Source organism: Pantoea sp. y20, assembly GCF_054903455.1.
In genome coordinates this window covers 3,918,056-3,938,409 of record NZ_CM142816.1, presented here as the reverse complement: position 1 = coordinate 3,938,409, position 20,354 = coordinate 3,918,056, and the positions used below count along the sequence as shown (strand labels likewise).

Annotated in this window: 18 protein-coding genes; 15 read left to right on the top strand and 3 right to left on the bottom strand. The window is 57.6% G+C overall.

Annotated features, from left to right (window positions below):
- Window positions 1–24: 24 nt before the first annotated feature.
- The 3 genes from ACYAC5_RS18335 to ACYAC5_RS18325 all read left to right on the top strand — a co-directional run bounded on the left by ACYAC5_RS18335 (window position 25) and on the right by ACYAC5_RS18325 (window position 2,796).
- Entirely contained in the window at window positions 25–621 is a 597-nt protein-coding gene (locus tag ACYAC5_RS18335; protein WP_309832745.1) for a hypothetical protein, read from the top strand.
- Entirely contained in the window at window positions 605–1,396 is a 792-nt protein-coding gene (locus tag ACYAC5_RS18330) for a YajG family lipoprotein (RefSeq protein WP_309832747.1), read from the top strand. Before ACYAC5_RS18335 ends, ACYAC5_RS18330 begins: the two co-directional genes overlap by 17 nt.
- A gap of 275 nt (window positions 1,397–1,671) precedes the next feature.
- A complete protein-coding gene (locus ACYAC5_RS18325; protein ID WP_192415483.1) occupies window positions 1,672–2,796 on the top strand; it encodes a GNAT family N-acetyltransferase in 1,125 nt (374 codons plus the stop codon).
- On the opposite strand, the gene ACYAC5_RS18320 is transcribed toward ACYAC5_RS18325, so the two are convergent.
- The gene (locus ACYAC5_RS18320; protein WP_110867683.1) at window positions 2,793–4,625 is read right to left on the bottom strand and encodes an ABC transporter ATP-binding protein; all 1,833 of its coding nucleotides are present in this window, start codon (window positions 4,623–4,625) and stop codon (window positions 2,793–2,795) included. The genes ACYAC5_RS18325 and ACYAC5_RS18320 overlap by 4 nt on opposite strands.
- 64 nt (window positions 4,626–4,689) lie before the next feature.
- Between ACYAC5_RS18320 and ACYAC5_RS18315 the strand changes: the two genes are divergently transcribed.
- A complete protein-coding gene (locus tag ACYAC5_RS18315) occupies window positions 4,690–5,184 on the top strand; it encodes a GNAT family N-acetyltransferase (protein WP_462062075.1) in 495 nt (164 codons plus the stop codon).
- 82 nt (window positions 5,185–5,266) lie between these two features.
- Here the strand turns inward: ACYAC5_RS18315 and ACYAC5_RS18310 are convergent, their stop codons facing one another.
- A complete protein-coding gene (locus tag ACYAC5_RS18310; protein ID WP_462062074.1) occupies window positions 5,267–6,181 on the bottom strand; it encodes a sugar ABC transporter substrate-binding protein in 915 nt (304 codons plus the stop codon).
- Window positions 6,182–6,592: 411 nt separating this feature from the next.
- On the opposite strand from ACYAC5_RS18310, the gene ACYAC5_RS18305 reads away from it, so the two are divergent.
- The 10 genes from ACYAC5_RS18305 to ACYAC5_RS18260 all read left to right on the top strand — a co-directional run bounded on the left by ACYAC5_RS18305 (window position 6,593) and on the right by ACYAC5_RS18260 (window position 17,956).
- Entirely contained in the window at window positions 6,593–7,984 is a 1,392-nt protein-coding gene (locus tag ACYAC5_RS18305) for an MFS transporter (RefSeq protein WP_462062073.1), read from the top strand.
- Between the two features lie 123 nt (window positions 7,985–8,107).
- A complete protein-coding gene (locus ACYAC5_RS18300; protein ID WP_101762747.1) occupies window positions 8,108–8,416 on the top strand; it encodes a type II toxin-antitoxin system RelE/ParE family toxin in 309 nt (102 codons plus the stop codon).
- Window positions 8,417–8,459: 43 nt separating this feature from the next.
- Window positions 8,460–8,792, top strand: coding sequence for a HigA family addiction module antitoxin (locus tag ACYAC5_RS18295; RefSeq protein ID WP_101762746.1), 333 nt, complete (start codon window positions 8,460–8,462; stop codon window positions 8,790–8,792).
- A gap of 156 nt (window positions 8,793–8,948) precedes the next feature.
- On the top strand, window positions 8,949–10,112 hold the full coding sequence (locus tag ACYAC5_RS18290; RefSeq protein ID WP_192236933.1) for an HD-GYP domain-containing protein: 1,164 nt from the start codon (window positions 8,949–8,951) through the stop codon (window positions 10,110–10,112).
- Window positions 10,113–10,221: 109 nt separating this feature from the next.
- Window positions 10,222–10,311: a K(+)-transporting ATPase subunit F gene (gene kdpF / locus ACYAC5_RS18285; RefSeq protein WP_081113208.1), complete on the top strand. Its 90-nt coding sequence runs from the start codon at window positions 10,222–10,224 to the stop codon at window positions 10,309–10,311.
- Window positions 10,311–11,990 carry a potassium-transporting ATPase subunit KdpA gene (gene kdpA / locus ACYAC5_RS18280; protein ID WP_462062072.1) on the top strand — a complete coding sequence of 560 codons (1,680 nt, stop codon included), beginning with the start codon at window positions 10,311–10,313 and terminating at the stop codon, window positions 11,988–11,990. Before kdpF ends, kdpA begins: the two co-directional genes overlap by 1 nt.
- A 7-nt stretch (window positions 11,991–11,997) precedes the next feature.
- Window positions 11,998–14,046, top strand: coding sequence for a potassium-transporting ATPase subunit KdpB (gene kdpB, locus ACYAC5_RS18275; RefSeq protein ID WP_137386708.1), 2,049 nt, complete (start codon window positions 11,998–12,000; stop codon window positions 14,044–14,046).
- Between the two features lie 11 nt (window positions 14,047–14,057).
- Window positions 14,058–14,630, top strand: coding sequence for a potassium-transporting ATPase subunit KdpC (kdpC, locus tag ACYAC5_RS18270; protein WP_462062071.1), 573 nt, complete (start codon window positions 14,058–14,060; stop codon window positions 14,628–14,630).
- Between the two features lie 89 nt (window positions 14,631–14,719).
- Entirely contained in the window at window positions 14,720–17,392 is a 2,673-nt protein-coding gene (gene kdpD, locus ACYAC5_RS18265) for a two-component system sensor histidine kinase KdpD (protein WP_309832765.1), read from the top strand.
- Between the two features lie 54 nt (window positions 17,393–17,446).
- Entirely contained in the window at window positions 17,447–17,956 is a 510-nt protein-coding gene (locus ACYAC5_RS18260; protein WP_101762740.1) for a TIGR00645 family protein, read from the top strand.
- Between the two features lie 150 nt (window positions 17,957–18,106).
- On the opposite strand, the gene ACYAC5_RS18255 is transcribed toward ACYAC5_RS18260, so the two are convergent.
- Window positions 18,107–19,039: a LysR family transcriptional regulator gene (locus ACYAC5_RS18255; RefSeq protein WP_462062070.1), complete on the bottom strand. Its 933-nt coding sequence runs from the start codon at window positions 19,037–19,039 to the stop codon at window positions 18,107–18,109.
- Window positions 19,040–19,131: 92 nt separating this feature from the next.
- Between ACYAC5_RS18255 and ACYAC5_RS18250 the strand changes: the two genes are divergently transcribed.
- Window positions 19,132–20,337: an MFS transporter gene (locus ACYAC5_RS18250; RefSeq protein ID WP_309832774.1), complete on the top strand. Its 1,206-nt coding sequence runs from the start codon at window positions 19,132–19,134 to the stop codon at window positions 20,335–20,337.
- Window positions 20,338–20,354 lie beyond the last annotated feature (17 nt).

Genomic DNA, 20,354 nt, shown 5'->3' with positions numbered 1-20,354 from the left:
CTGCCCACCGAACTGCCGGCGCAGATGGGAGGGCTGTATATCGGGGAACACTACTGGCACCACGGTAAGCCGGTGGTGTTCTTCCGCACTACCCAGACCGGTTCATTCGAAGAATACAGGGTGATGATGAATTCAAATACGTGCAGACGGCTGAAATACAGCCAGCAGTACAAGGTGAAGCTGTTCCTCGTTCCGTCAATGGCAGAGACAGAAAGCGAGGAGGCGAAAGAGGCGCAGGAGGCGTTTATCAGCGAGTTTCCGATGGCCGATATTCAGAAGATTTTCCCACGCAATACCAACCCAGCTTTTGACCACGCGAGCAACCCCGTCCGGCACTCGATGGTGAAAGAGTACCTGCCGTTTCTGAATAACCAGCTGCTCGAGATAGCTGACCCGGTGCGGAAGCTGAGCCGTAAAACGTACAGGGCCGACTTCAGGCAGCAGATGGACTCATTCGGTGACAGCTCTCCCCCGGAGGAGCCGAAGCGAAATCGGATGTTCCTGGCCCTGCAGGATATGGTAGGGAATTCGCTGATTATTACCCGAAAGTATCCTGGCGGAGAAAATGCTCTCATTCGTTTCAAATCGGTTGCGGAGGAAGAAGTTGAACTGTCTAACTAAAACGCTCGTGGCGCTTTTTCCGGCAATTGCACTGTTGCCGCTGAGCGGCTGCGCCAGTCGCCCGGATTTTACCATTAATCCGCCCGCCAGCACGGAGTGGGTCACTGTGGCTGTGAAATTGCCTCCTGAGACGGAAGTGATCCCAATGGACGTCTTGTACCGATCAGAGACGTGTCGGAAAGAGGTCTATGACAACACCACTGAGTCGCATGTGACTGCGGTCAGGGGGCTGAATCCTAAACTGGTGACGTTGCAACCTCAGGGGAATGGTGATATCCGGCAGGCGCGGGTCGCCGTTGACGGGGGCGGTCGATGTGAATGGAAGCTCAGTGCTATAAGGGTTGATATACAGCTGAAAGGAGATGATCCGTTAGCCTCGGGGAAACATATTCTTCCAACAAGCTATGTTTTTGGTTTTGATGATCAGGCTTATGGAAGCGGTGAAGGTTCCGGCAGAAAGCGGGAAGTTCATGGCGATTTAACGTTAAAAAACGAGCTATTTCCCATGACCGTCTTTAATCGCGTATTTAATGAGAACACTATAGCGCTGTTTGGCGGAGATACTAACTATGAAAAATGGAGCCGCCACTACAGGCTTTTTGATTCAAAACATATACTTATCGAGCCAGTATTATATTCAAAAAAAATAGTTAGTCTTGAAACCCCTAAGAGCCGGAAGGATAGCCCAGGGATGACCGTATTGTATCCAGATGGGTCAACTGAAAAGGTCGATGACATTTATCCGAACTACGACAAACTGCTTCGGATGAAATAGTTACTTGTTTATCGTTCTGAAAAGGATCTTCTAGAGATCCTTTTTTTCTGCGCGTAATCTCTTGCTCTGTAAACGAAAAAACCACCCGGCAAGGTGGTTTTTCCGAAGGATCAGAGACCGGCAAGTTTCTGAACTGTGGTAACTGGGTGTACGAAACCGCAATTACCAAAACTGGAGTGAACCCGTTCCCCTACACATTCAGTGCGCTGCACCTTTTCCCACGCGGGAAAACCTGTTGAACTAGGCGCCTGCTTTCATCTGGCCGGGAGCCGTGAATGTCTTTGCTACATCTGTCGTCGCTGGCGGAGATCTCCGCCGTCGAATGGGATGCGCTGTTACCTGACGATCAACCGTTTTTACGCCACGCATTTCTCTTGTCACTTGAAGAGAGCGGCAGCGTGCGGCCCGAAAACGGCTGGCAGACGGATCACCTGCTGTGGCGCGAAAACGGCACGCTGCGTGCCGCGATTCCGGGCTATCGCAAACGCCATTCGCGCGGTGAATATGTGTTCGACCATGCGTGGGCGGATGCCTGTCAGCGCGCCGGTATTCCTTACTATCCGAAATGGCTGGGCGCGATTCCGTTCAGTCCGGTGACTGGCGCACGCCTGCTGGGCGATGAAGAAGCGGTGCTGAAACTGCTCAGCGTGCTGCCGGATAACCTCTATCAACACGGTCTGAGCGGCGCGCACATCAACTTCACCACGCCGTTCGCCAACCACATCATGCAGCAGCAGCCAGACTGGCTGGAGCGCCTCGGCTTGCAGTATCACTGGCATAACAAAGGCTACCGCGATTTTCAGGATTTCCTCGACACGCTGATGTCGCGCAAGCGCAAACAGCTGCGCAAAGAGCGTGAGCAGGTGATGAGCAGCGGCTTTGAATTCAGCTGGTATCGCGGCGATGAGCTGCGCGAGGATCAGTGGGATTTTGTTTACACCTGTTATGCCAACACTTACGCGGTGCGCGGCCAGCGGCCCTATCTGACGCGCCACTTCTTTAGCCTGCTGGCGGAGCGCATGCCGCATTCGATTCGCGTGGTGATTTCCTCGCTACAAGGGCAACCGGCAGCGATGGCGTTCTGCTTAATGGACGGCAGCACGCTGTACGGCCGCTATTGGGGCTGTCTGGCGGAGTTTGATCGGCTGCATTTTGAAACCTGCTTCTATCAGGGCATGGATTTCGCCATCGCGGAAGGTGTGCAGCGTTTTGATGCGGGCGCGCAGGGCGAGCATAAGCTGGTGCGCGGCTTTGAGCCGCACATTACCCACTCGTGGCACTATCTGTGTCATCCCGGCTTGCGCGATGCGGTGGCGGATTTTCTGCTGCAGGAACGGGAAGGCGTGCGCGGCTGGGCGATTGAAGCGCGCGACGCCTTACCGTATCGGCGTGGAGATTAATCCGCGCCGACAAAACCGCCGGTCTGATGCTGCCACAGGCGCGCGTAAAGTCCGCCGTGCGCCAGCAGTTCGCGGTGGTTGCCCATCTCGACAATCTCACCCTGCTCCAGCACCACCAGACGATCCATTTTGGCAATAGTGGAAAGACGGTGGGCGATAGCAATCACCGTTTTACCCTGCATCAGCGTTTCCAGGCTCTCCTGAATCGCCGCTTCCACCTCGGAATCCAGCGCCGAGGTGGCTTCGTCCATGATCAGAATCGGCGCGTCCTTCAGCAGCACGCGCGCGATGGCGATACGCTGACGTTGACCGCCCGACAGCTTCACGCCGCGCTCGCCCACGTGCGCATCCAGCCCGGTGCGGCCTTGCGGATCAGAAAGCAGCGGAATGAACTCGTCGGCGCGCGCGCGGATAATCGCCGCCTGCAACTCCTCTTCCGTCGCATCCGGACGACCATACAGCAGGTTTTCGCGAATTGAGCGATGCAGCAGCGACGTGTCCTGCGTGATCATGCCGATTTGTCCGCGCAGGCTTTCCTGCGTCACTTCAGCGATGTTCTGATCGTCAATCACAATACGGCCGCTGTTGATGTCATACAGCCGCAGCAGCAGATTCACCAGGGTGGATTTACCGGCCCCGGACGGGCCAATCAAACCGATCTTCTCGCCCGGCTTGATGTTGAGGTTGAGGCGATTGATCACCTGACGACTGCCGCCATAATCAAAGCGCACATCCTCAAAACGAATCTGGCCGCGCGTCACCTGCATGTTTTTCGCATTCGGTTCATCCTGCACGCTCAGCGGCTGCGCGATAGTATTTAGGCCGTCCTGCACCATGCCGATGTTTTCGAAGATGCCGTTCACCACCCACATGATCCAGCCGGACATGTTCACCAGACGGATCACCAAACCGGTCGCCAGCGCAATCGCGCCAACGCTGATCAGCGACTGGCTCCACAACCACAGCGCCAGGCCGGAGGTGCTGACAATCAGCAAGCCATTCAGCGTCGAGAGCGTGATATCCATGGTGGTGACCATGCGGCTGGCGTGCTGGGTTTTGTCGGTTTGCTCCTGAATGGCTTCGCGCGCGTAACGCTTCTCCAGATCGTTATGCGAGAACAGTTTGATGGTGGCGATGTTGGTGTAGCCGTCGACAATGGTGCCCATCAATTTCGAGCGCGCTTCCGATGACACCACCGAACGCTGTTTAACGCGCGGCACAAAGAAGCTCAGCGACACGCTGTAAGCCACAATCCAGATCACCAGCGGAATCATCAAGCGCCAGTCGGCTTCGGCGAACAGCACCAGCGAGGTCACCGCGTAAATCACCACATGCCAGATGGCGTCCACCAGCTGTACCGCCGAATCACGCAGCGAGTTACCGGTTTGCATGATGCGCTGGGCAATGCGCCCGGCAAAATCGTTCTGGAAGAAATTCAGGCTTTGACGCAGCACGTAGTTGTGATGCTGCCAGCGGATCATGCTGGTCATGCTCGGGTTAATACTTTGATGCACCAGCATATCGTGCGCAGCAATCACCACCGGCCGCAGAATCAGCGCGACAAAACCCATCCACAGCAATATTTGCCAGTTATCGCTGAACAGCGAGGCGGGCGTCGAGTGATTAACCAGGTCAATGATGCGGCTGAGATAGCTGAACAGCGCCACTTCGATCAGTGCTTGCGCCAGCCCGACAATCAGCAGCGCGACAAAACTCGGCCACACCTGACGCAGATAGTAGAAGTAGAACGGCCAGACGCTGGCGGGTGGGGAATCGGTTGGCGCATCCTGGAAAATATTGATAAAACGTTCAAAACGGCGATACAACATAGAATCACTCTTCCCGAAATGGTGAGAGTTAACAGCTTAGTGCAAGTGAAAAGGGATTACCGACATGGATTTACACATTCGCGGTCGTGAGCCGGGCGATGCCGCCGCCTACCAACGCCTTTACAGCCATCCTGACGTTTATCGCTGGACCACGCAGTTGCCGTGTCCGAGCATAGCGACCTGGCAGAAAAAATTCGAAAAGATGGATGAGCTGGGATACATCGGCTTTGTTGCGGAGATTGAGGGTGCGATGGTCGGTGAGCTCACGCTGTTTGTCGAACAGCGTCCGCGTACGCGTCACAGCATCAGTTTTGGTATCAGCGTCGATCCGGCGTTTGGCGGGCGCGGCATTGGTGAAAAGCTGATTCGCCACGCCATCGATTACGCCTTCAACTGGCTCGGCATCATGCGCATTGAGCTGGAAGTGTTCCACGATAACGAACGCGCGCTGCGCCTGTATCAAAAGCTGGGCTTCGAGCGCGAGGGCGTGAAGCGCAAAGCCTGCCTGCGCGACGGCGAATATCACGATATCGTGCAGATGGCTAAACTAAAAAACTGATGGGTTTTGCGCAATAAATTGCGCCGCTACGGAATTGTGCACGCATTCGTAGCGGTGCGATTCATCGCTCGCGTTTGACCTTTTACTGACTCTTCTCAACGTACTTCTGCATATTCTCTTTGGTCACCAGCTCGAACGGGATCCACACGTGTGAATCCACTTTCTCGCCTTTGATCAGCTTCTGCGCCACATCCACCGACGTTTTGCCCTGGCCGACCGCATCCTGGAAAACCGTGACCTGAATTTTGTTCTGCGACAGCGCTTTCAGGCCGTCTGGCGTAGCATCGATACCGCCAATCAGCACCTTTTTATTGCTTTTGGCCAGCGCCATGGCCGCGCCAATCGCCATCTCATCATTATTAGCCGCAACGATATCAATCGCTTCATCGTTGCCCAGCCAGCTATTCATCAAATCCATGCCTTCATTGCGCGCGTAGTTAGCGGGCTGTTTCTGTACCACTTTCATGCCGGGATATTTCGCCACCACTTGCTCAACGTCTTTGGTGCGTTGCAGCGCACCGGCGTCGGTCAGGTTACCGATCATGATCGCCACATTGCCTTTGTAGTTAGCCATTTTCGCCAGCGCTTCCATCTGCAAGGTGCCGGATTCACGCTCGTCGGAGCCGACAAACACCACGCCGGCCGGCAGCGATTTATCGCCCGGCGTGCGGTTGACGTACACCAGCGGAATTTTTGCCTGCTGCGCCAGCCTGGTGAGCTGCGGCGTGCTGGCGGAATCGACCGGATCGACGATGATCGCATCCACGCCCGCACCGATAAAACTCTGCACCTGATCGGTCTGACGTCCGACATCGCCGCGTGCATCTTCAAACTGGATATCGAGTCCACGCGCTTTGGCTTCTTTATCAATCGACTGACGAATAATGGTGAGGAAGTTTTGATCGAAGTAGGCCATCGACACGCCAATTTTTTCCGCCAGCGCCGATAGTGACGTCGATAGCAGGCCGAGCAACATCATCGCCTTGAGGATTTTCATCGCAGACTCCAGAGTAAGCTTGTTATTAGAATGAATGTTTCATCGATATTAAAAATGGCTCAATGAAATCATTTTCAGCCTACGAGCCCGCCACCCGGCTGACAATCAGCAAGGTTGGATTTTGCAGCTAAGCGCACACTTTGCTCTCGGGTGCGTCTTACTTTGCGCGCTCATAGTTGCACTGCGAAGGATTTTCTTAGAGTTGGCGCACATTGCGGTGCAACAGCCTGCTGATTTTTGAGGTTCTGTGCAGCACCGCACCTCACCTTGTGCCAGCGGCTAAATCTGGCGCTATTTTGCGCCGTCGATTCCGCCATTCGCACAATGACCGTGGGTGAAACTGCTTTCTATAGTTGCTCAACAGGGAAATAAAGCGGTATTCCGGCATGTTTCATTTGAGGAATTCAGCCCATGCAAAAAGCCAATCATCGTCCACAGAACAGCCACGTACGTATTGGGATCCTTTGCCTGATCCTGTTTCTTTCCGTAGTGGCGTATGCCGACCGCTCGATCCTGTCGATCTCAGGATCGGCGATCAAAGATGAGTTTGGACTTTCGGCGATCCAGCTTGGCCTGATCCTCTCGGCATTTAGCTGGGCCTATGTGATCGGCCAGATCCCCGGCGGCCTGTTTCTCGATCGTTTCGGCACTAAAAAAGTGTATGGCGTGACGCTGGCGCTGTGGTCGATCTCCACGCTGCTGATGGGTTTTGTCGGCGAGTTCTCTAGCGGCATGACCATGGCGCTGACGCTGATGTTTGCGCTGCGTTTCGCGCTGGGCCTGATTGAAGCACCAAGTTTTCCCGCCAATGCGCGCGCGGTGATCATGTGGTTCCCCAGCGCTGAACGCGGCCGTGCTTCTTCACTCTTTGCCTCGGCGCAATATTTTGCCGTCGCCATCTTTTCGCCGCTTTCCGGCTGGCTGGTGTCGCGCTTCGGCTGGGAATGGCCGTTCTTTGTGCTGGGCGGCATTGGCGTGCTGGCAGTGTTTGTCTGGATGGGCTTAATGCGCAGCCCGCGCCATCATCCGCAGGTCTCGGAAAATGAATTGCGCTACATTGAGCAGGGCGGCGCGCTGGTTGATATCGATTCGGCACAAACGCTAAAAGCGCGTCCGCCGTTGAGCAAAGCGATGTTCAGGAAGCTGCTCAGCAACCGCATGCTGTGGTGCGCCTACATCGGCCAATACTGCATCATCGCCCTGAGCTACTTCTTCATTACCTGGTTCCCAATCTATCTGGTGCAGGCGCGCGGCATGAACATTCTTGACGCCGGCTTTGCCACCATCGCACCGGCGGTATTTGGTTTTCTCGGCGGCATCAGCGGTGGCTATATCTCCGACAAACTTCTGGCAAGCGGCTGGAGTTTATCCTGGGCGCGTAAAACGCCGTATATCGTCGGCATGCTGATGGCGGCATCGCTGGTTCTGGCCGCGGTGATCCCCAGCAACGTCGGCATTATCGCCATGATGTCGTTCGCCTTCTTTGGCAAAGGCGTGGCGGCGGGCGCCGGAACCTGGACGATTGTCAGCGATACCGCACCGAAAGAAGCGGTTGGCCTGGCGGGCGCGATTTTTAACGGCATCGGCAATATGGCGGGTTTTATCACGCCGCTGCTGTTTGGCATCATCGTCGGCTTGACCGGCAGCTACAGCATCGGGCTGGTATTTGTCGGCGCGCATTGCGTGGTCGCCGCACTGCTGTTCCTGCTGGTGATGGGACCGATTGAACGTGTTGGTGAGGAGCAAAATTCCGCAGCCTCTTATGAAAAGCAGGAGAAGGAGCAAGGCATTAAAGCGGTTTAATACTTGGATCATATTTTTTTGGAATCCCGATCTGAAATTCGTTATGATGTTAAATATTGCACTTGAGCACAGTGCGTGAGTGCAATAAATTGCCTGCCATGTTTACATTAGGTGTGGCGGCAGATGAAGGGTTCAATTCACAGTTTCAGGGATGATTGGCTGCGATTATTTTTTGTTTATGCAACGCCGCATAAGCATATCCCGGCCATGATTGAGTCCGCATTGGCGCGCAAGCTCGACATCATCCATGCCGCAACATCGCATCATGATTTGCGTTCACCACCGGGTAATCGCTTTGAGGCCTTAAGACCTCCGCTATTGGGATATTATTCAATACGGATAAATGAGCAGTATCGACTAATTTTTCAATGGGTTAATGGCACGGCAAGAGATCTCTATCTCGATCCACACACTTATCGTAAACACCGCTAGCAGCCACTTGTGGCCAACTGCTAACCGTTAAAGAGAAGCAACAATGAAACAGGCGATGCGTAAACCGACCAGCGTTGGCGATGTTCTGCAGTACGAGTTCCTCGAGCCGCTTAACCTCAAAGTGAATGACCTGGCAGAGATGTTGAACGTGCACCGCAATACAGTCAGTGCATTGGTGAATAACAACCGTAAACTGACCACCGAAATGGCCTATAGGCTGGCAGCTGTTTTCGATACTTCAGTCGATTTCTGGCTGAATCTGCAGCGCCATTTGGATCTATGGGAAGTGGAAAACGATGCCAGAACACAGGAAGAGTTGAGCAGGGTAACGCCGTTAAGTGCCTTTCTGGCGCAGCGTTCAGCGGTTGTAGCCTAAAATCATGGTCGCCATAAATGGCGATCCAACGTCGTAAAATTCGCATTTATACGTACCTCGCGCGCAAACCTCACCGATCGCACAAATCCACTCTGAAGATTTTTTGCTCAGCTGCCGATACCTCCTTACCACCCACTGATATTAAGGAGCGATATCGTGATAAAGCTGATTAATGTTGACGAACTGCGGCAGGGAATGTTTATCCACAAACTGGAGGTTTGGTGGGTCAAAGATAAGCGCATTCGCAACCAAATGCTGATCACTGATAAACGCCAGATCGCGATGATCCGCAATGAGGGGATCCTGCAGTTATGGATCGATCTCGACAAATCGGTACAGGCACCCGTCACGCCTGCGCCGAAAAAAGAGATTCCTCAAACCCCGTTTTTCCAGGAGATGGATCAGGCGCAAAGCATCTTCAATCAGGGGAAACCGCAGGTGCTGGCGATGTTTAACGAGGCGCGCATGGGGCAAGGCCTCGACCTCGATTACACCCTTGATCTGGTTGATCAAATTGCCGGTTCGATCACCCGCGAACCCACGGCGCTGCTGAGCGTGGCGCGGCTGAAAAATCACGACGATTACACCTATCTGCACTCAATGGCGGTGTGCGGTTTGATGATCTCGCTCGGCAAAAAAATGGGCCTCGATGAGCATCAGCTGCGGCGCGTTGGTATGGGCGGTTTGCTGCATGATGTGGGTAAAGCCGCGGTGCCGCTGGAGATTCTCAACAAACCCGGCAAGCTCAGCGATGAAGAGTTCACCGTGATGCGTCAGCATCCGATCGTGGGCGCGCAGATGCTAATGGAAGCCAATGCCGGTGAAGATCTGCTGGATATCGCGCTGCATCACCATGAAAAATATGACGGCAACGGTTATCCGCACGGACTGAAAGGCGACGAAATCTCACTGTATGCGCGCATGGCATCGGTATGCGACGTCTATGATGCCGTCACCTCGAATCGCCCTTATCGCCAAGGCTGGACGCCTGCCGAAGCGATGCACAACATGTTGAGCTGGCGTGGCCACTTCGATAACACGCTGCTGCACGCCTTCGTACGCACCATCGGCATTTATCCGGTGGGATCGCTGGTGCGACTGGCTTCCGGGCGCGTGGCGCTGGTGGTACAGGCGGGCGAAAAATCGCTGCTCAAGCCCAAAGTACATGTGTTCTGGTCGCTGCACGCGCAGCGCGAAGTGAAACCGGAAGCGCTCGATCTCGGCGACAGCTTCTGCACCGACAGCATCACCGGCGCGGAAGACAGCGGCTTATGGCAGAACATCGATCTGAACCGCATCTGGGCGTTAGAAAGCGCTTAATTCTTCACCATTTTTATACTTTATTTACGCCCGCTTCCCGCCTTTTTACCTCTTCTTTATGCCGCGCCGCGCATGCTTGCAGCACTACCTAAATCCTCTGGAGGTTGCTGTGAGCGTGGGCGTGATAGCCGGCATCGTGCTGGTGTTTGTTCTTCTGGGCTACCTGATTTATGCCCTGCTTAATGCGGAGGCATTCTGATGGCGGCGAATGCATTCATGCTAATTGCGGTGTTTCTGCTGGTACTGATGGTGCTGGCACAACCGCTGGGACGTTATCTCGCCCTGTTTGTCGCTGACAAGCCGCTGCTGCCGCGCACCGAAGGCGCGCTGTGGCGACTGGCCGGTGCCGACGGCGATGCCATGCGCTGGCCGCACTATCTGCTGGCGATTCTGCTGTTTAACGCGCTGGGTTTTGCCTTGCTGCTGCTGATGTTGATGACGCAGGCCGCGCTGCCGCTGAACCCGCAGCATCTGCCTAATCTCAGTTGGGATCTGGCGCTCAATACCGCCATCAGCTTCGTTACCAACACCAACTGGCAATCCTACGCCGGGGAAAGCACGCTGAGCTATTTCAGTCAGATGGCGGGCCTCACGGTGCAGAACTTCCTGTCGGCGGCGACCGGTATCGCCGTGGCGTTTGCGCTGATTCGTGGTTTTGCCAACCGTTCGCTGGATACGCTCGGCAACGCATGGCGTGACCTGACGCGCATTACTGTTTACGTGTTGCTGCCAATCAGCCTGGTTATCGCGCTGTTCTTCGTCAGCCAGGGCAGTATTCAAACCTTCGAGCCTTACCATGCGCTCACCACGCTGGAAGGCGCGCAGCAGACGCTGCCGCTCGGGCCGGTGGCGTCGCAGGAAGCGATCAAAATGCTCGGCACCAACGGCGGCGGTTTCTTCAACGTCAACTCTGCGCATCCGTTCGAAAACCCGACGGCGCTGACCAACTTCGTGCAGATGCTGAGCATCTTCCTGATCCCGGCGGCGCTCTGTTTCACCTTTGGTCAGCATCTGGGCGATCGTCGTCAGGGCCACATGTTGCTGTGGGCGATGACCATCATGTTTGTGCTGGCGGTGATCACCGTGATGTGGGCCGAACTGCGTGGTAATCCGCACTTCCTCGCGCTCGGCGCAGACAGCGCCATCAACATGGAAGGCAAGGAGACGCGCTTCGGCATTCTCAACTCCAGCTTGTTTGCGGTGATCACCACGGCGGCGTCGTGCGGTGCGGTTAACGCCATGCATGACTCCTTCACCGCGCTCGGCGGCATGGTGCCGATGTGGTTGATGCAGCTGGGTGAAGTGGTGTTCGGCGGCGTCGGTGCTGGCCTGTACGGCATGCTGCTGTTCGTGCTGCTCGGCGTGTTTATCGCCGGGTTGATGATCGGTCGCACGCCAGAGTACATGGGCAAAAAAATCGACGTATGGGAGATGAAGATGACCGCGCTGGCGATTCTGGTGACGCCAACGCTGGTGCTGCTCGGCACCGCGCTGGCGATGATGACCGACGCCGGTCGCGCTGGCATGGCCAATCCTGGTATTCATGGCTTCAGCGAAGTGCTGTACGCGGTTTCCTCGGCATCCAATAACAACGGCAGCGCCTTTGCCGGACTGAGCGCTAACACGCCGTTCTGGAACCTGCTGCTGGGCTTCTGCATGTTGGTGGGCCGTTTCGGCATCATCATTCCGGTGCTAGCGATTGCCGGTTCGCTGGCGGCGAAGAAAATTCAGCCAGTCGGCAACGGCACGCTGCCAACGCACGGCCCGCTGTTTATCGCGCTGCTGATTGGCACCGTCTTGCTGGTGGGCGCATTGACGTTCATCCCCGCGCTGGCATTGGGCCCAGTCGCGGAACATCTGCAATTAATTCAGGGATAACGGAATCATGAGTCGTCAACAACTGGCGCTGTTTGATGCGGCGCTAACCCGCGTTGCCATGCTGGATGCGCTGAAAAAACTCGATCCACGCGTGCAGTTCCGCAACCCGGTGATGTTTTTGGTGTGGATCGGCAGCGTGCTGACCTCGGTATTAGCGGTGGGCATGGCCAGCGGCGCGCTCAGCGGTAACGCGGGCTTTACCGCCGGCGTCGCCATCTGGCTGTGGTTCACCGTGCTGTTCGCCAACTTCGCCGAAGCGCTGGCGGAAGGGCGCAGCAAGGCGCAGGCCAACAGCCTGAAAGGCATCAGTAAAACCAGCGATGCGAAAAAACTGGCCGAAGCGCGCTACGGCGCAGCCTGGCACAACGTGGCGGCCGATACGCTGCGCAAAGGCGATGTGGTGCTGGTGGAAGCCGGTGACATCATTCCGTGCGACGGCGAGGTGCTGGAGGGCGGCGCATCGGTGGATGAGAGCGCCATCACCGGTGAATCCGCGCCGGTGATCCGTGAATCGGGCGGGGATTTCTCCTCGGTGACCGGCGGTACGCGCATTCTTTCCGACTGGCTGGTGATTCAGTGCAGCGTCAATCCGGGCGAAACCTTCCTTGACCGCATGATTGCGATGGTGGAAGGCGCGAAACGCCGTAAAACGCCGAACGAAGTGGCGCTGACCATTCTGCTGGTGTCGCTGACGATTGTGTTCCTGCTGGCGACCGCCACGCTGTGGCCGTTCTCAGCGTATGGCGGTACGCCGGTCAGCATCACGGTGCTGGTGGCGCTGCTGGTGTGTTTGATCCCCACCACCATCGGCGGCCTGCTGTCGGCCATCGGTGTGGCGGGCATGAGCCGCATGCTGGGCGCGAACGTTATCGCCACCAGCGGCCGTGCGGTGGAAGCGGCGGGCGACGTAGATGTGCTGATGCTGGATAAAACCGGCACCATCACGCTTGGCAACCGTCAGGCGACGCAGTTTCTGCCCGCGCCGGGTGTCAGCGAACAGCAGCTGGCCGATGCGGCGCAGCTGGCATCGCTGGCCGATGAAACGCCGGAAGGGCGCAGCATCGTGGTGTTGGCGAAGCAGAAATTTAACCTGCGTGAGCGTGACTTGAGCAGCATGGGGGCGAGCTTCATTCCCTTCTCGGCGCAAACGCGCATGAGCGGCGTAAACGTGCAGGATCGTCTGATCCGCAAAGGCGCGGTCGATGCGGTTCGTCGCCACATTGAAGCCAATCATGGCCGCTTCCCGTTAGAAGTGAATGCCGCCGTGGAAGAAGTGGCGCGCGCTGGCGGCACGCCGCTGGTGGTGGCCGAAGGCGCGCAGGTGCTTGGCGTGGTGGCGCTGAAAGATATCGTCAAAGGCGGCATCAAAGAGCGCTTTGCCGAGCTGCGCAAGATGGGCATCAAGACGGTGATGATCACCGGCGATAATCCGTTAACCGCGGCGGCGATTGCGGCGGAAGCCGGCGTCGATGACTTTCTGTCGGAAGCGACGCCGGAAGCCAAGCTGGCGCTGATTCGTCAGTATCAGGCCGAAGGGCGCTTAGTGGCGATGACCGGCGACGGCACCAACGACGCACCGGCGCTGGCGCAGGCCGACGTGGCGGTGGCGATGAACTCGGGAACCCAGGCGGCGAAGGAGGCCGGCAACATGGTCGATCTCGACTCGAATCCGACCAAGCTGCTGGAAGTGGTGCACATCGGTAAACAGATGCTGATGACGCGCGGCTCGCTCACCACCTTCAGTATCGCCAACGACGTGGCGAAGTATTTCGCCATTATTCCGGCCGCGTTTGCCGCCACCTATCCGCAGCTCAACATGCTCAACGTGATGGGGCTGCATTCGCCGAACTCGGCGATTTTGTCGGCGGTAATTTTTAACGCACTGGTGATTGTGTTCCTGATCCCGCTGGCGCTGAAAGGCGTGAGTTATCGTCCGCTGAGCGCGGCGGCGCTGCTGCGTCGCAACCTGTGGATTTACGGTGCGGGCGGATTGGTGGTGCCGTTTATAGGTATTAAAGCCATTGACCTGCTGCTAACGCTGCTTGGTCTGGCTTAAGGAGAAGAGAAATGAGTCAGTTACGTCCGGCTATTGTATTGTTACTGGTGCTTACGCTGCTCACCGGCGCGGTCTATCCGCTGCTGACCACCGGTCTGGCGCAATGGTGGTTCCCATCGCAGGCCAACGGTTCGCTGATTGAGCAGGATGGCGCGGTACGCGGTTCCGAGCAGATTGGGCAAATGTTTAATCAGCCGGGCCACTTTTGGGGCCGACCTTCCGCTACCGGCGATGCGCCTTATAATGCGTTGGCCTCCAGCGGCAGCAATCTGGCAGGCAGCAATCCGGCGCTGGATAAAGCGGTAGCGGAACGCGTCGCCGCGCTGCGTGTGGCGAATCCGCAATCGCCCAAAGCGGTGCCGGTGGAGTTGGTCACCGCATCGGCGAGCGGATTAGATCCGGATATTTCGCCAGAAGCCGCGTTGTGGCAGGCACCGCGCATCGCCGCCGCGCGCAAGATGGCGCTGAAAGATGTCGAGGCGCTGATTGTGCGCCACACCGAGCGCCCGCTGCTGCCGTTTGTTGGCGAAGAGACGGTAAACGTGCTGCGTCTGAATCTGGCGCTGGATGATTTACAAGGATAAACACCTCGCGCAATGCATTGCGCCGCTACGGTATATGCACACAATCGTAGCGACGCGATTTATCACGCTGTTTTTACGATGGACGATCGATGAACGACGAAATTGCCCGCCCCGATCCCGATGCGCTGCTGCTGAACCACAGCGACAGCCATCGCGGTAAGCTGAAAATCTATTTTGGCGCCTGTGCGGGCGTGGGCAAAACGTTCGCCATGCTGCAGGAGGCGCAGCGCCTGCGGGCGCAAGGTCTCGACGTGTTAGCCGGCGTGGTAGAAACCCACGATCGTGCAGAGACCGCCGCGCTGCTCAACGGGCTGGCGCTGTTGCCACGGCGAACCACCGGCCGTTCGCGCCACGCCGAATTCGATCTCGATGCCGCGCTGGCGCGCCATCCGGCGGTGATCCTGATGGATGAACTGGCGCACACCAACGTGCAGGGTTCGCGTCATCCCAAGCGCTGGCAGGACATTGAAGAGCTGCTCGAAGCGGGCATTGACGTCATCACCACCGTTAACGTCCAGCATCTGGAAAGCCTGAATGATGTGGTCGGCGGCGTCACCGGCATTCAGGTGCGTGAAACCGTGCCCGATCCCTTCTTTGATAGCGCCGACGAAGTGGTGCTGGTGGATCTGCCGCCGGACGATCTGCGTCAGCGGCTGAAAGAGGGCAAAGTCTACGTCGGCGACCGCGCCGAACGCGCCATCGAAAACTTCTTCCGCAAAGGTAATCTGTTCGCGCTGCGTGAGCTGGCGTTGCGTCGTACCGCCGATCGCGTGGATGACCAGATGCGTGCCTGGCGCGATCGGCAAGGCCGCGACAAAGTGTGGCACACGCGTGACGCCATTCTGCTGTGCATCGGCGACGATACCGGCAGCGAAAAACTGGTGCGCACCGCCGCGCGTTTAGCGGCACGGCTCGGCAGCGAATGGCACGCGGTGTATGTGGAAACGCCGCGCCTCAATCGGCTACCGGAAGCGCGCCGTCGCGCCATTTTACGCACGCTGCAACTGGCGCAGGAACTTGGCGCTGAAACCGCCACGCTCTCCGATCCCGATGAAGCGCGCGCGGTGCTGCGTTACGCGCGCGAGCACAACCTCGGCAAAATTGTGACCGGCCGTCAGCCACAACGGCGTTGGCGGCGCGACAGCTTTGCCCAGCGCCTCGGCGAACTCGGCCCGGATCTCGATTTGCTGGTGGTCGCACTGGATGAACCGGTGCGCGATGCGCCGCATCCGCTCAGCGGCCAGCGCGCCAGCAACGAAAAATGGCGGCTCTATCTGCGCGGCTGTGTGATGGCGCTGCTGCTGTGTATTTTGGTCACCGGCGTCGGCCGCTGGCTGCTGGTGGCGTTTGATCCCGCCAACAGCGTGATGATTTATCTGCTGGCGGTGGTGCTGGTGGCGCTGCGCTATGGCCGCTGGCCATCGGTGTTCGCCACGGTGATCAACATCATCGCTTTCGACCTGTTCTTTGTCGCGCCTACCGGCACCGTGGCGGTGTCGGATTTGCAGTATCTGGTGACCTTCGCGGTGATGCTGGCGGTGGGCGTGATTGTTGGTAATCTGACAGCGGGCGTGCGCTATCAGGCCAAAGTGGCGCGCTACCGTGAACAGCGCGCGCGGCATCTGTATGAGATGGCGAAAGCGCTCGGCAGCGATTTGACGCCGCAGGATATCGCCACCACCAGCCAGCGCATCATCGATGTCACCCTGCAGGCGCGCAGTTTACTGCTGCTGCCGGATGAGCAGGGCGAGCTGCAAACCGTGGGCGATACCGCGATCGGTACGCCGCCGGATCTGGCTATCGCCAAATGGAGTTACAGCAAAGGCCAACCGGCGGGCGCGGGCACCGATACCTTGCCCGCGGTGCCGTACCAGATTTTGCCGCTGAAAAGTGGTAATCACTGTCGCGGCTTGCTGGTGGTGGAACCGGAAAACCTGCGTCAGCTGATGATCCCCGAACAGCAGCGTTTACTGGAAACCTTCACCGTGTTGATTGCTAACGCGCTGGAACGCATGGCGCTGTCGCACAGTGAGGCGGCGTCGCGGCTGGCCGCCGAGCGCGAGCAGCTGCGCAATGCGCTGCTGTCAGCGCTGTCGCACGATCTGCGCACGCCGCTGACGGTGCTGTTTGGTCAGGCGGAGATGCTGATGCTCGATCTCGCCAGCGAAGAGTCGAAGTATGTCGGCCAGGCCAATCAGATTCGTGAACAGACGCTGAGTACTATCCGGCTGGTGAGTAACATGCTGGATATGGCGCGCATTCAATCCGGTGGACTCAATCTGCGCGAAGAGTGGGTGGCGCTGGATGAGGTGATTGGCGGCGCGCTGAGCAGCATGGGCCCGTCGCTGAAGGACCATGAATTTATCCTCGATTTACCCGAGATGGTGCTGATCAAAGGCGACAGCGCCATGCTGGAGCGGGTGTTTACCAATCTGATCGAAAACAGCCTGAAATACGCGGGCAACGCGGCGCAGCACGGTATTCGGGCGTGGCGCGATCGCGATCGGCTGGAGATTGCGGTGTGGGACAGCGGTCCCGGCATCGCGGCGGAGAACCTCACGCGTATTTTTGACAAATTTGCGCGCGGTGATAAAGAGTCGGCGGTGCCGGGCGTCGGCTTGGGTTTGGCGATCGGTAAAACCATTATCGAATCCCATCGCGGGCGCATCTGGGCGGAGAATCGGCCGGAAGGCGGCGCGGTGTTCCGTTTGTCATTGCCGCTGCCCGCCGCGCCTGAAATTTCTGAAGAAGGGCTGAAATAACTTCACATAAGTTCGGTTATACTCGCCCACTTGTCTGTTGATTAATGGGAACTTATGGAACGTTTTATCGAAAACCTGATGTATTCATCGCGCTGGCTGCTGGCTCCGGTTTACATGGGACTTTCGTTGGGCCTGCTGGCGCTGACCATCAAATTCTTCCAGGAAATTTTTCACCTGTTGCCGCACGTCTTCAGCATTGCGGAGAACGATTTGATTCTGCTGCTGCTGTCGCTGGTGGATATGACGCTGGTCGGCGGTTTGCTGGTGATGGTGATGCTCTCGGGTTACGAGAACTTTGTCTCCAAGCTGGATATTGATGAGCACAGAGAGAAGCTGAGCTGGCTCGGTAAAATGGACTCCGGCTCGTTGAAAAACAAAGTCGCGGCCTCGATTGTGGCGATTTCGTCGATTCACCTGCTGCGTATCTTTATGGACGCGCGCAACATCGAAAACGATAAGCTGATGTGGTACGTGATTATCCACCTGACGTTTGTGCTGTCGGCCTTTGTGATGGGCTGGCTGGACAATATGTCGAAGGGGGATAAGAAAGCAGTGAAGATGTAGTTTGTGCGCGCTTTCCCTCACCCCAGCCCTCTCCCGCAAGCGGGCGAGGGGGCTAACCGTGCTACCATCGGCACAAGCGGGCGAGGGGGCTGACCGCGCTACCATCGGTTCCCTCTCCCGTTGGGAGAGGGTTAGGGTGAGGGAAAACCGCTACCGCGTCGCTGGCTGCGTCCCGGCTAACTTCGGCATCACGTCCCGAATCATGGCGAAAAACTTCTGTAACCGCGCCGGATAGTAGCTGGCCCACGGATAAGTTAGCCACACCGGCAGCGGCGGCGCTTGCCACTCCGGCAACAGCTGAATCAAATCCCCTTTCGCTAAATCCTCCTGCACCACCCACGATGACACCACCGCCGCGCCCATCCCGGCAACGGCGGCTTTGCGCACCGCGTATAAACTGTCGCTGGCGAGGCGCGGCGCAATCGCCAGATTCAGCGGCTGACCATCGCTAATACGCTGTAGGGCGATTTCGTTGCGATAAAAGCTGGTCAGCGCCAGCCAGGGCAGGTTGGTGAGCTGCGGGACGTCCTCAACTGGCGGGTGCGCGGCCAGCAGCGACGGTGCCGCCACCACAAAGCGCGGCACTTCCGCCAGCAACACCGCCACGATGGACGCATCGCTGGGCGCACCGACCTGAATGGCGCAGTCGATGTTTTCGCTTATAAAGTCTGGCGTGCGGTCATTCAACGTCCACTCCACGGTTAAGCGCGGATAGCGATGCAGATAATCAATTAACGGTTCAATTAGCTGATCCTGACCAAACGCATGCGGTGCCCGCACGCGCAGGGTGCCAATCGGGTCGTCGCTGGCACCGGTGAGATCATCCTCCAGCGCGTGCCAGGTCGCGACCAGCTGACGCGCCTGCGCATAACAGCGCTCGCCATCGTCGGTGAGTTTCAGCGCATGCGTGGTGCGCATAATCAGTTTGAGACCAAGCCGCTGCTCAAGCGCCTGCAGCCGTCGGCTGATAGTGGGCTGCGTGGTGCCGAGCTGGGCGGCGGCGGCGGAGAGCGATCCGCTCTCGACGATGCGAATAAAGGTCTGCATCAGTTCGATACGATCAAGGCTGGATGGGTTGTTCATACGCACCGCGCATAACAGTTCTGTGTTTGAGCAGTCTACCGCGTATGGCGGCAACGCGCTTTAATAAGCGCACTTTCACGGGGGAATCCACTATGTCAGCTATATCAACGTCAGCCATGCCAGCTGAAAAACTGCCCGCGCCGCTGGTCTTCACGCTCGCGGCCGGTGCCGGACTCAGCGTCGCATCGATTTACTACAGCCAGCCGATGCTGGATATCATCAGCAAACAATTCAACGTTGGGATTGGCAGCGTCGGCATGGTGCCAATGCTGACGCAAGCCGGTTACGCGCTGGGGATTCTGCTGCTGGCTCCGCTCGGCGACCGCCACGATCGTCGCACCATTATTCTGATTAAAGGTTTGCTGCTGGTTGCCGCGCTGCTGCTGTGTGGCTTCTCGGGCGGATTGAACGCCTTGCTGATCGCCAGCTTCGTCACCGGTTTAACCGCCACCGTGGCGCAGGACATCGTGCCCGCTTCAGCGGCGTTAGCGCCGGAGCGCAGCCGCGGCAAAATCGTCGGCACGGTAATGACGGGATTGCTGGTGGGGATTTTGTTGTCACGCGTGGTAAGCGGCGTGGTGGCGGAGTATTTCGGCTGGCGCACCATGTACATGATTGCGGCGGCGGCGGTGTTGCTGATTAGCGTGGCGCTGTGGCGCGTGCTGCCGCGCTTTACGCCGGGCACGTCGGTGAGCTATCCGCGTTTGCTGCTGTCGCTGGCGCATCTGTGGCAGCACCATCAAACGCTGCGCCGCGCCGCGCTGGCACAAGGTTTGTTGTCGGTGGGCTTTAGCGCCTTCTGGTCAACGCTGGCGTTAATGCTCAGCCAAAGCTTCCATCTGGATAGCGCGGTCGCTGGCGCATTCGGCCTTGCGGGTGCGGCAGGCGCTCTAGCCGCGCCGTTAGCGGGCAGCGTGGCGGATCGCATCGGTCCGGCGCGTGTTACGCAGTACGGTGCCACGCTGGTGATGGTGTCGTTCGCGCTGATGTTCCTGCTGCCGCTGCTGCCGATGCCGGCTCAGCTTGGTCTGATTATCATCAGCACCATCGGTTTTGATTTGGGGGTGCAGGCCACGCTGGTGGCGCATCAGACGCTGGTTTACAGCCTGGCGCCAGAAGCACGCAGCCGCCTTAACGCCTTGATGTTTACCGTTGTTTTCATCGGCATGGCGACCGGCGCGGCGCTGGGTAGCCTGGCGCTGGCACATTGGGGCTGGACCGGCGTGGTTGCACTCGCAACATTGGCCGCTGCGCTTGCCCTGATGATTCGCCTCGCAAGCCGTCATCTGAAAAACTGATCGCCTAACATGTGCCA

Excerpts from the sequence above, each read along its gene's own strand:
- ACYAC5_RS18335 (WP_309832745.1), top strand. The coding sequence starts at position 25 with ATGGGAGGGCTGTATATCGGGGAACACTACTGGCACCACGGTAAGCCG.
- ACYAC5_RS18325 (WP_192415483.1), top strand. The coding sequence starts at position 1,672 with ATGTCTTTGCTACATCTGTCGTCGCTGGCGGAGATCTCCGCCGTCGAA.
- ACYAC5_RS18320 (WP_110867683.1), bottom strand. The coding sequence starts at position 4,625 with ATGTTGTATCGCCGTTTTGAACGTTTTATCAATATTTTCCAGGATGCG.
- ACYAC5_RS18315 (WP_462062075.1), top strand. The coding sequence starts at position 4,690 with ATGGATTTACACATTCGCGGTCGTGAGCCGGGCGATGCCGCCGCCTAC.
- ACYAC5_RS18310 (WP_462062074.1), bottom strand. The coding sequence starts at position 6,181 with ATGAAAATCCTCAAGGCGATGATGTTGCTCGGCCTGCTATCGACGTCA.
- ACYAC5_RS18305 (WP_462062073.1), top strand. The coding sequence starts at position 6,593 with ATGCAAAAAGCCAATCATCGTCCACAGAACAGCCACGTACGTATTGGG.
- ACYAC5_RS18300 (WP_101762747.1), top strand. The coding sequence starts at position 8,108 with ATGAAGGGTTCAATTCACAGTTTCAGGGATGATTGGCTGCGATTATTT.
- ACYAC5_RS18295 (WP_101762746.1), top strand. The coding sequence starts at position 8,460 with ATGAAACAGGCGATGCGTAAACCGACCAGCGTTGGCGATGTTCTGCAG.
- kdpA (WP_462062072.1), top strand. The coding sequence starts at position 10,311 with ATGGCGGCGAATGCATTCATGCTAATTGCGGTGTTTCTGCTGGTACTG.
- kdpB (WP_137386708.1), top strand. The coding sequence starts at position 11,998 with ATGAGTCGTCAACAACTGGCGCTGTTTGATGCGGCGCTAACCCGCGTT.
- kdpC (WP_462062071.1), top strand. The coding sequence starts at position 14,058 with ATGAGTCAGTTACGTCCGGCTATTGTATTGTTACTGGTGCTTACGCTG.
- kdpD (WP_309832765.1), top strand. The coding sequence starts at position 14,720 with ATGAACGACGAAATTGCCCGCCCCGATCCCGATGCGCTGCTGCTGAAC.
- ACYAC5_RS18260 (WP_101762740.1), top strand. The coding sequence starts at position 17,447 with ATGGAACGTTTTATCGAAAACCTGATGTATTCATCGCGCTGGCTGCTG.
- ACYAC5_RS18255 (WP_462062070.1), bottom strand. The coding sequence starts at position 19,039 with ATGAACAACCCATCCAGCCTTGATCGTATCGAACTGATGCAGACCTTT.
- ACYAC5_RS18250 (WP_309832774.1), top strand. The coding sequence starts at position 19,132 with ATGTCAGCTATATCAACGTCAGCCATGCCAGCTGAAAAACTGCCCGCG.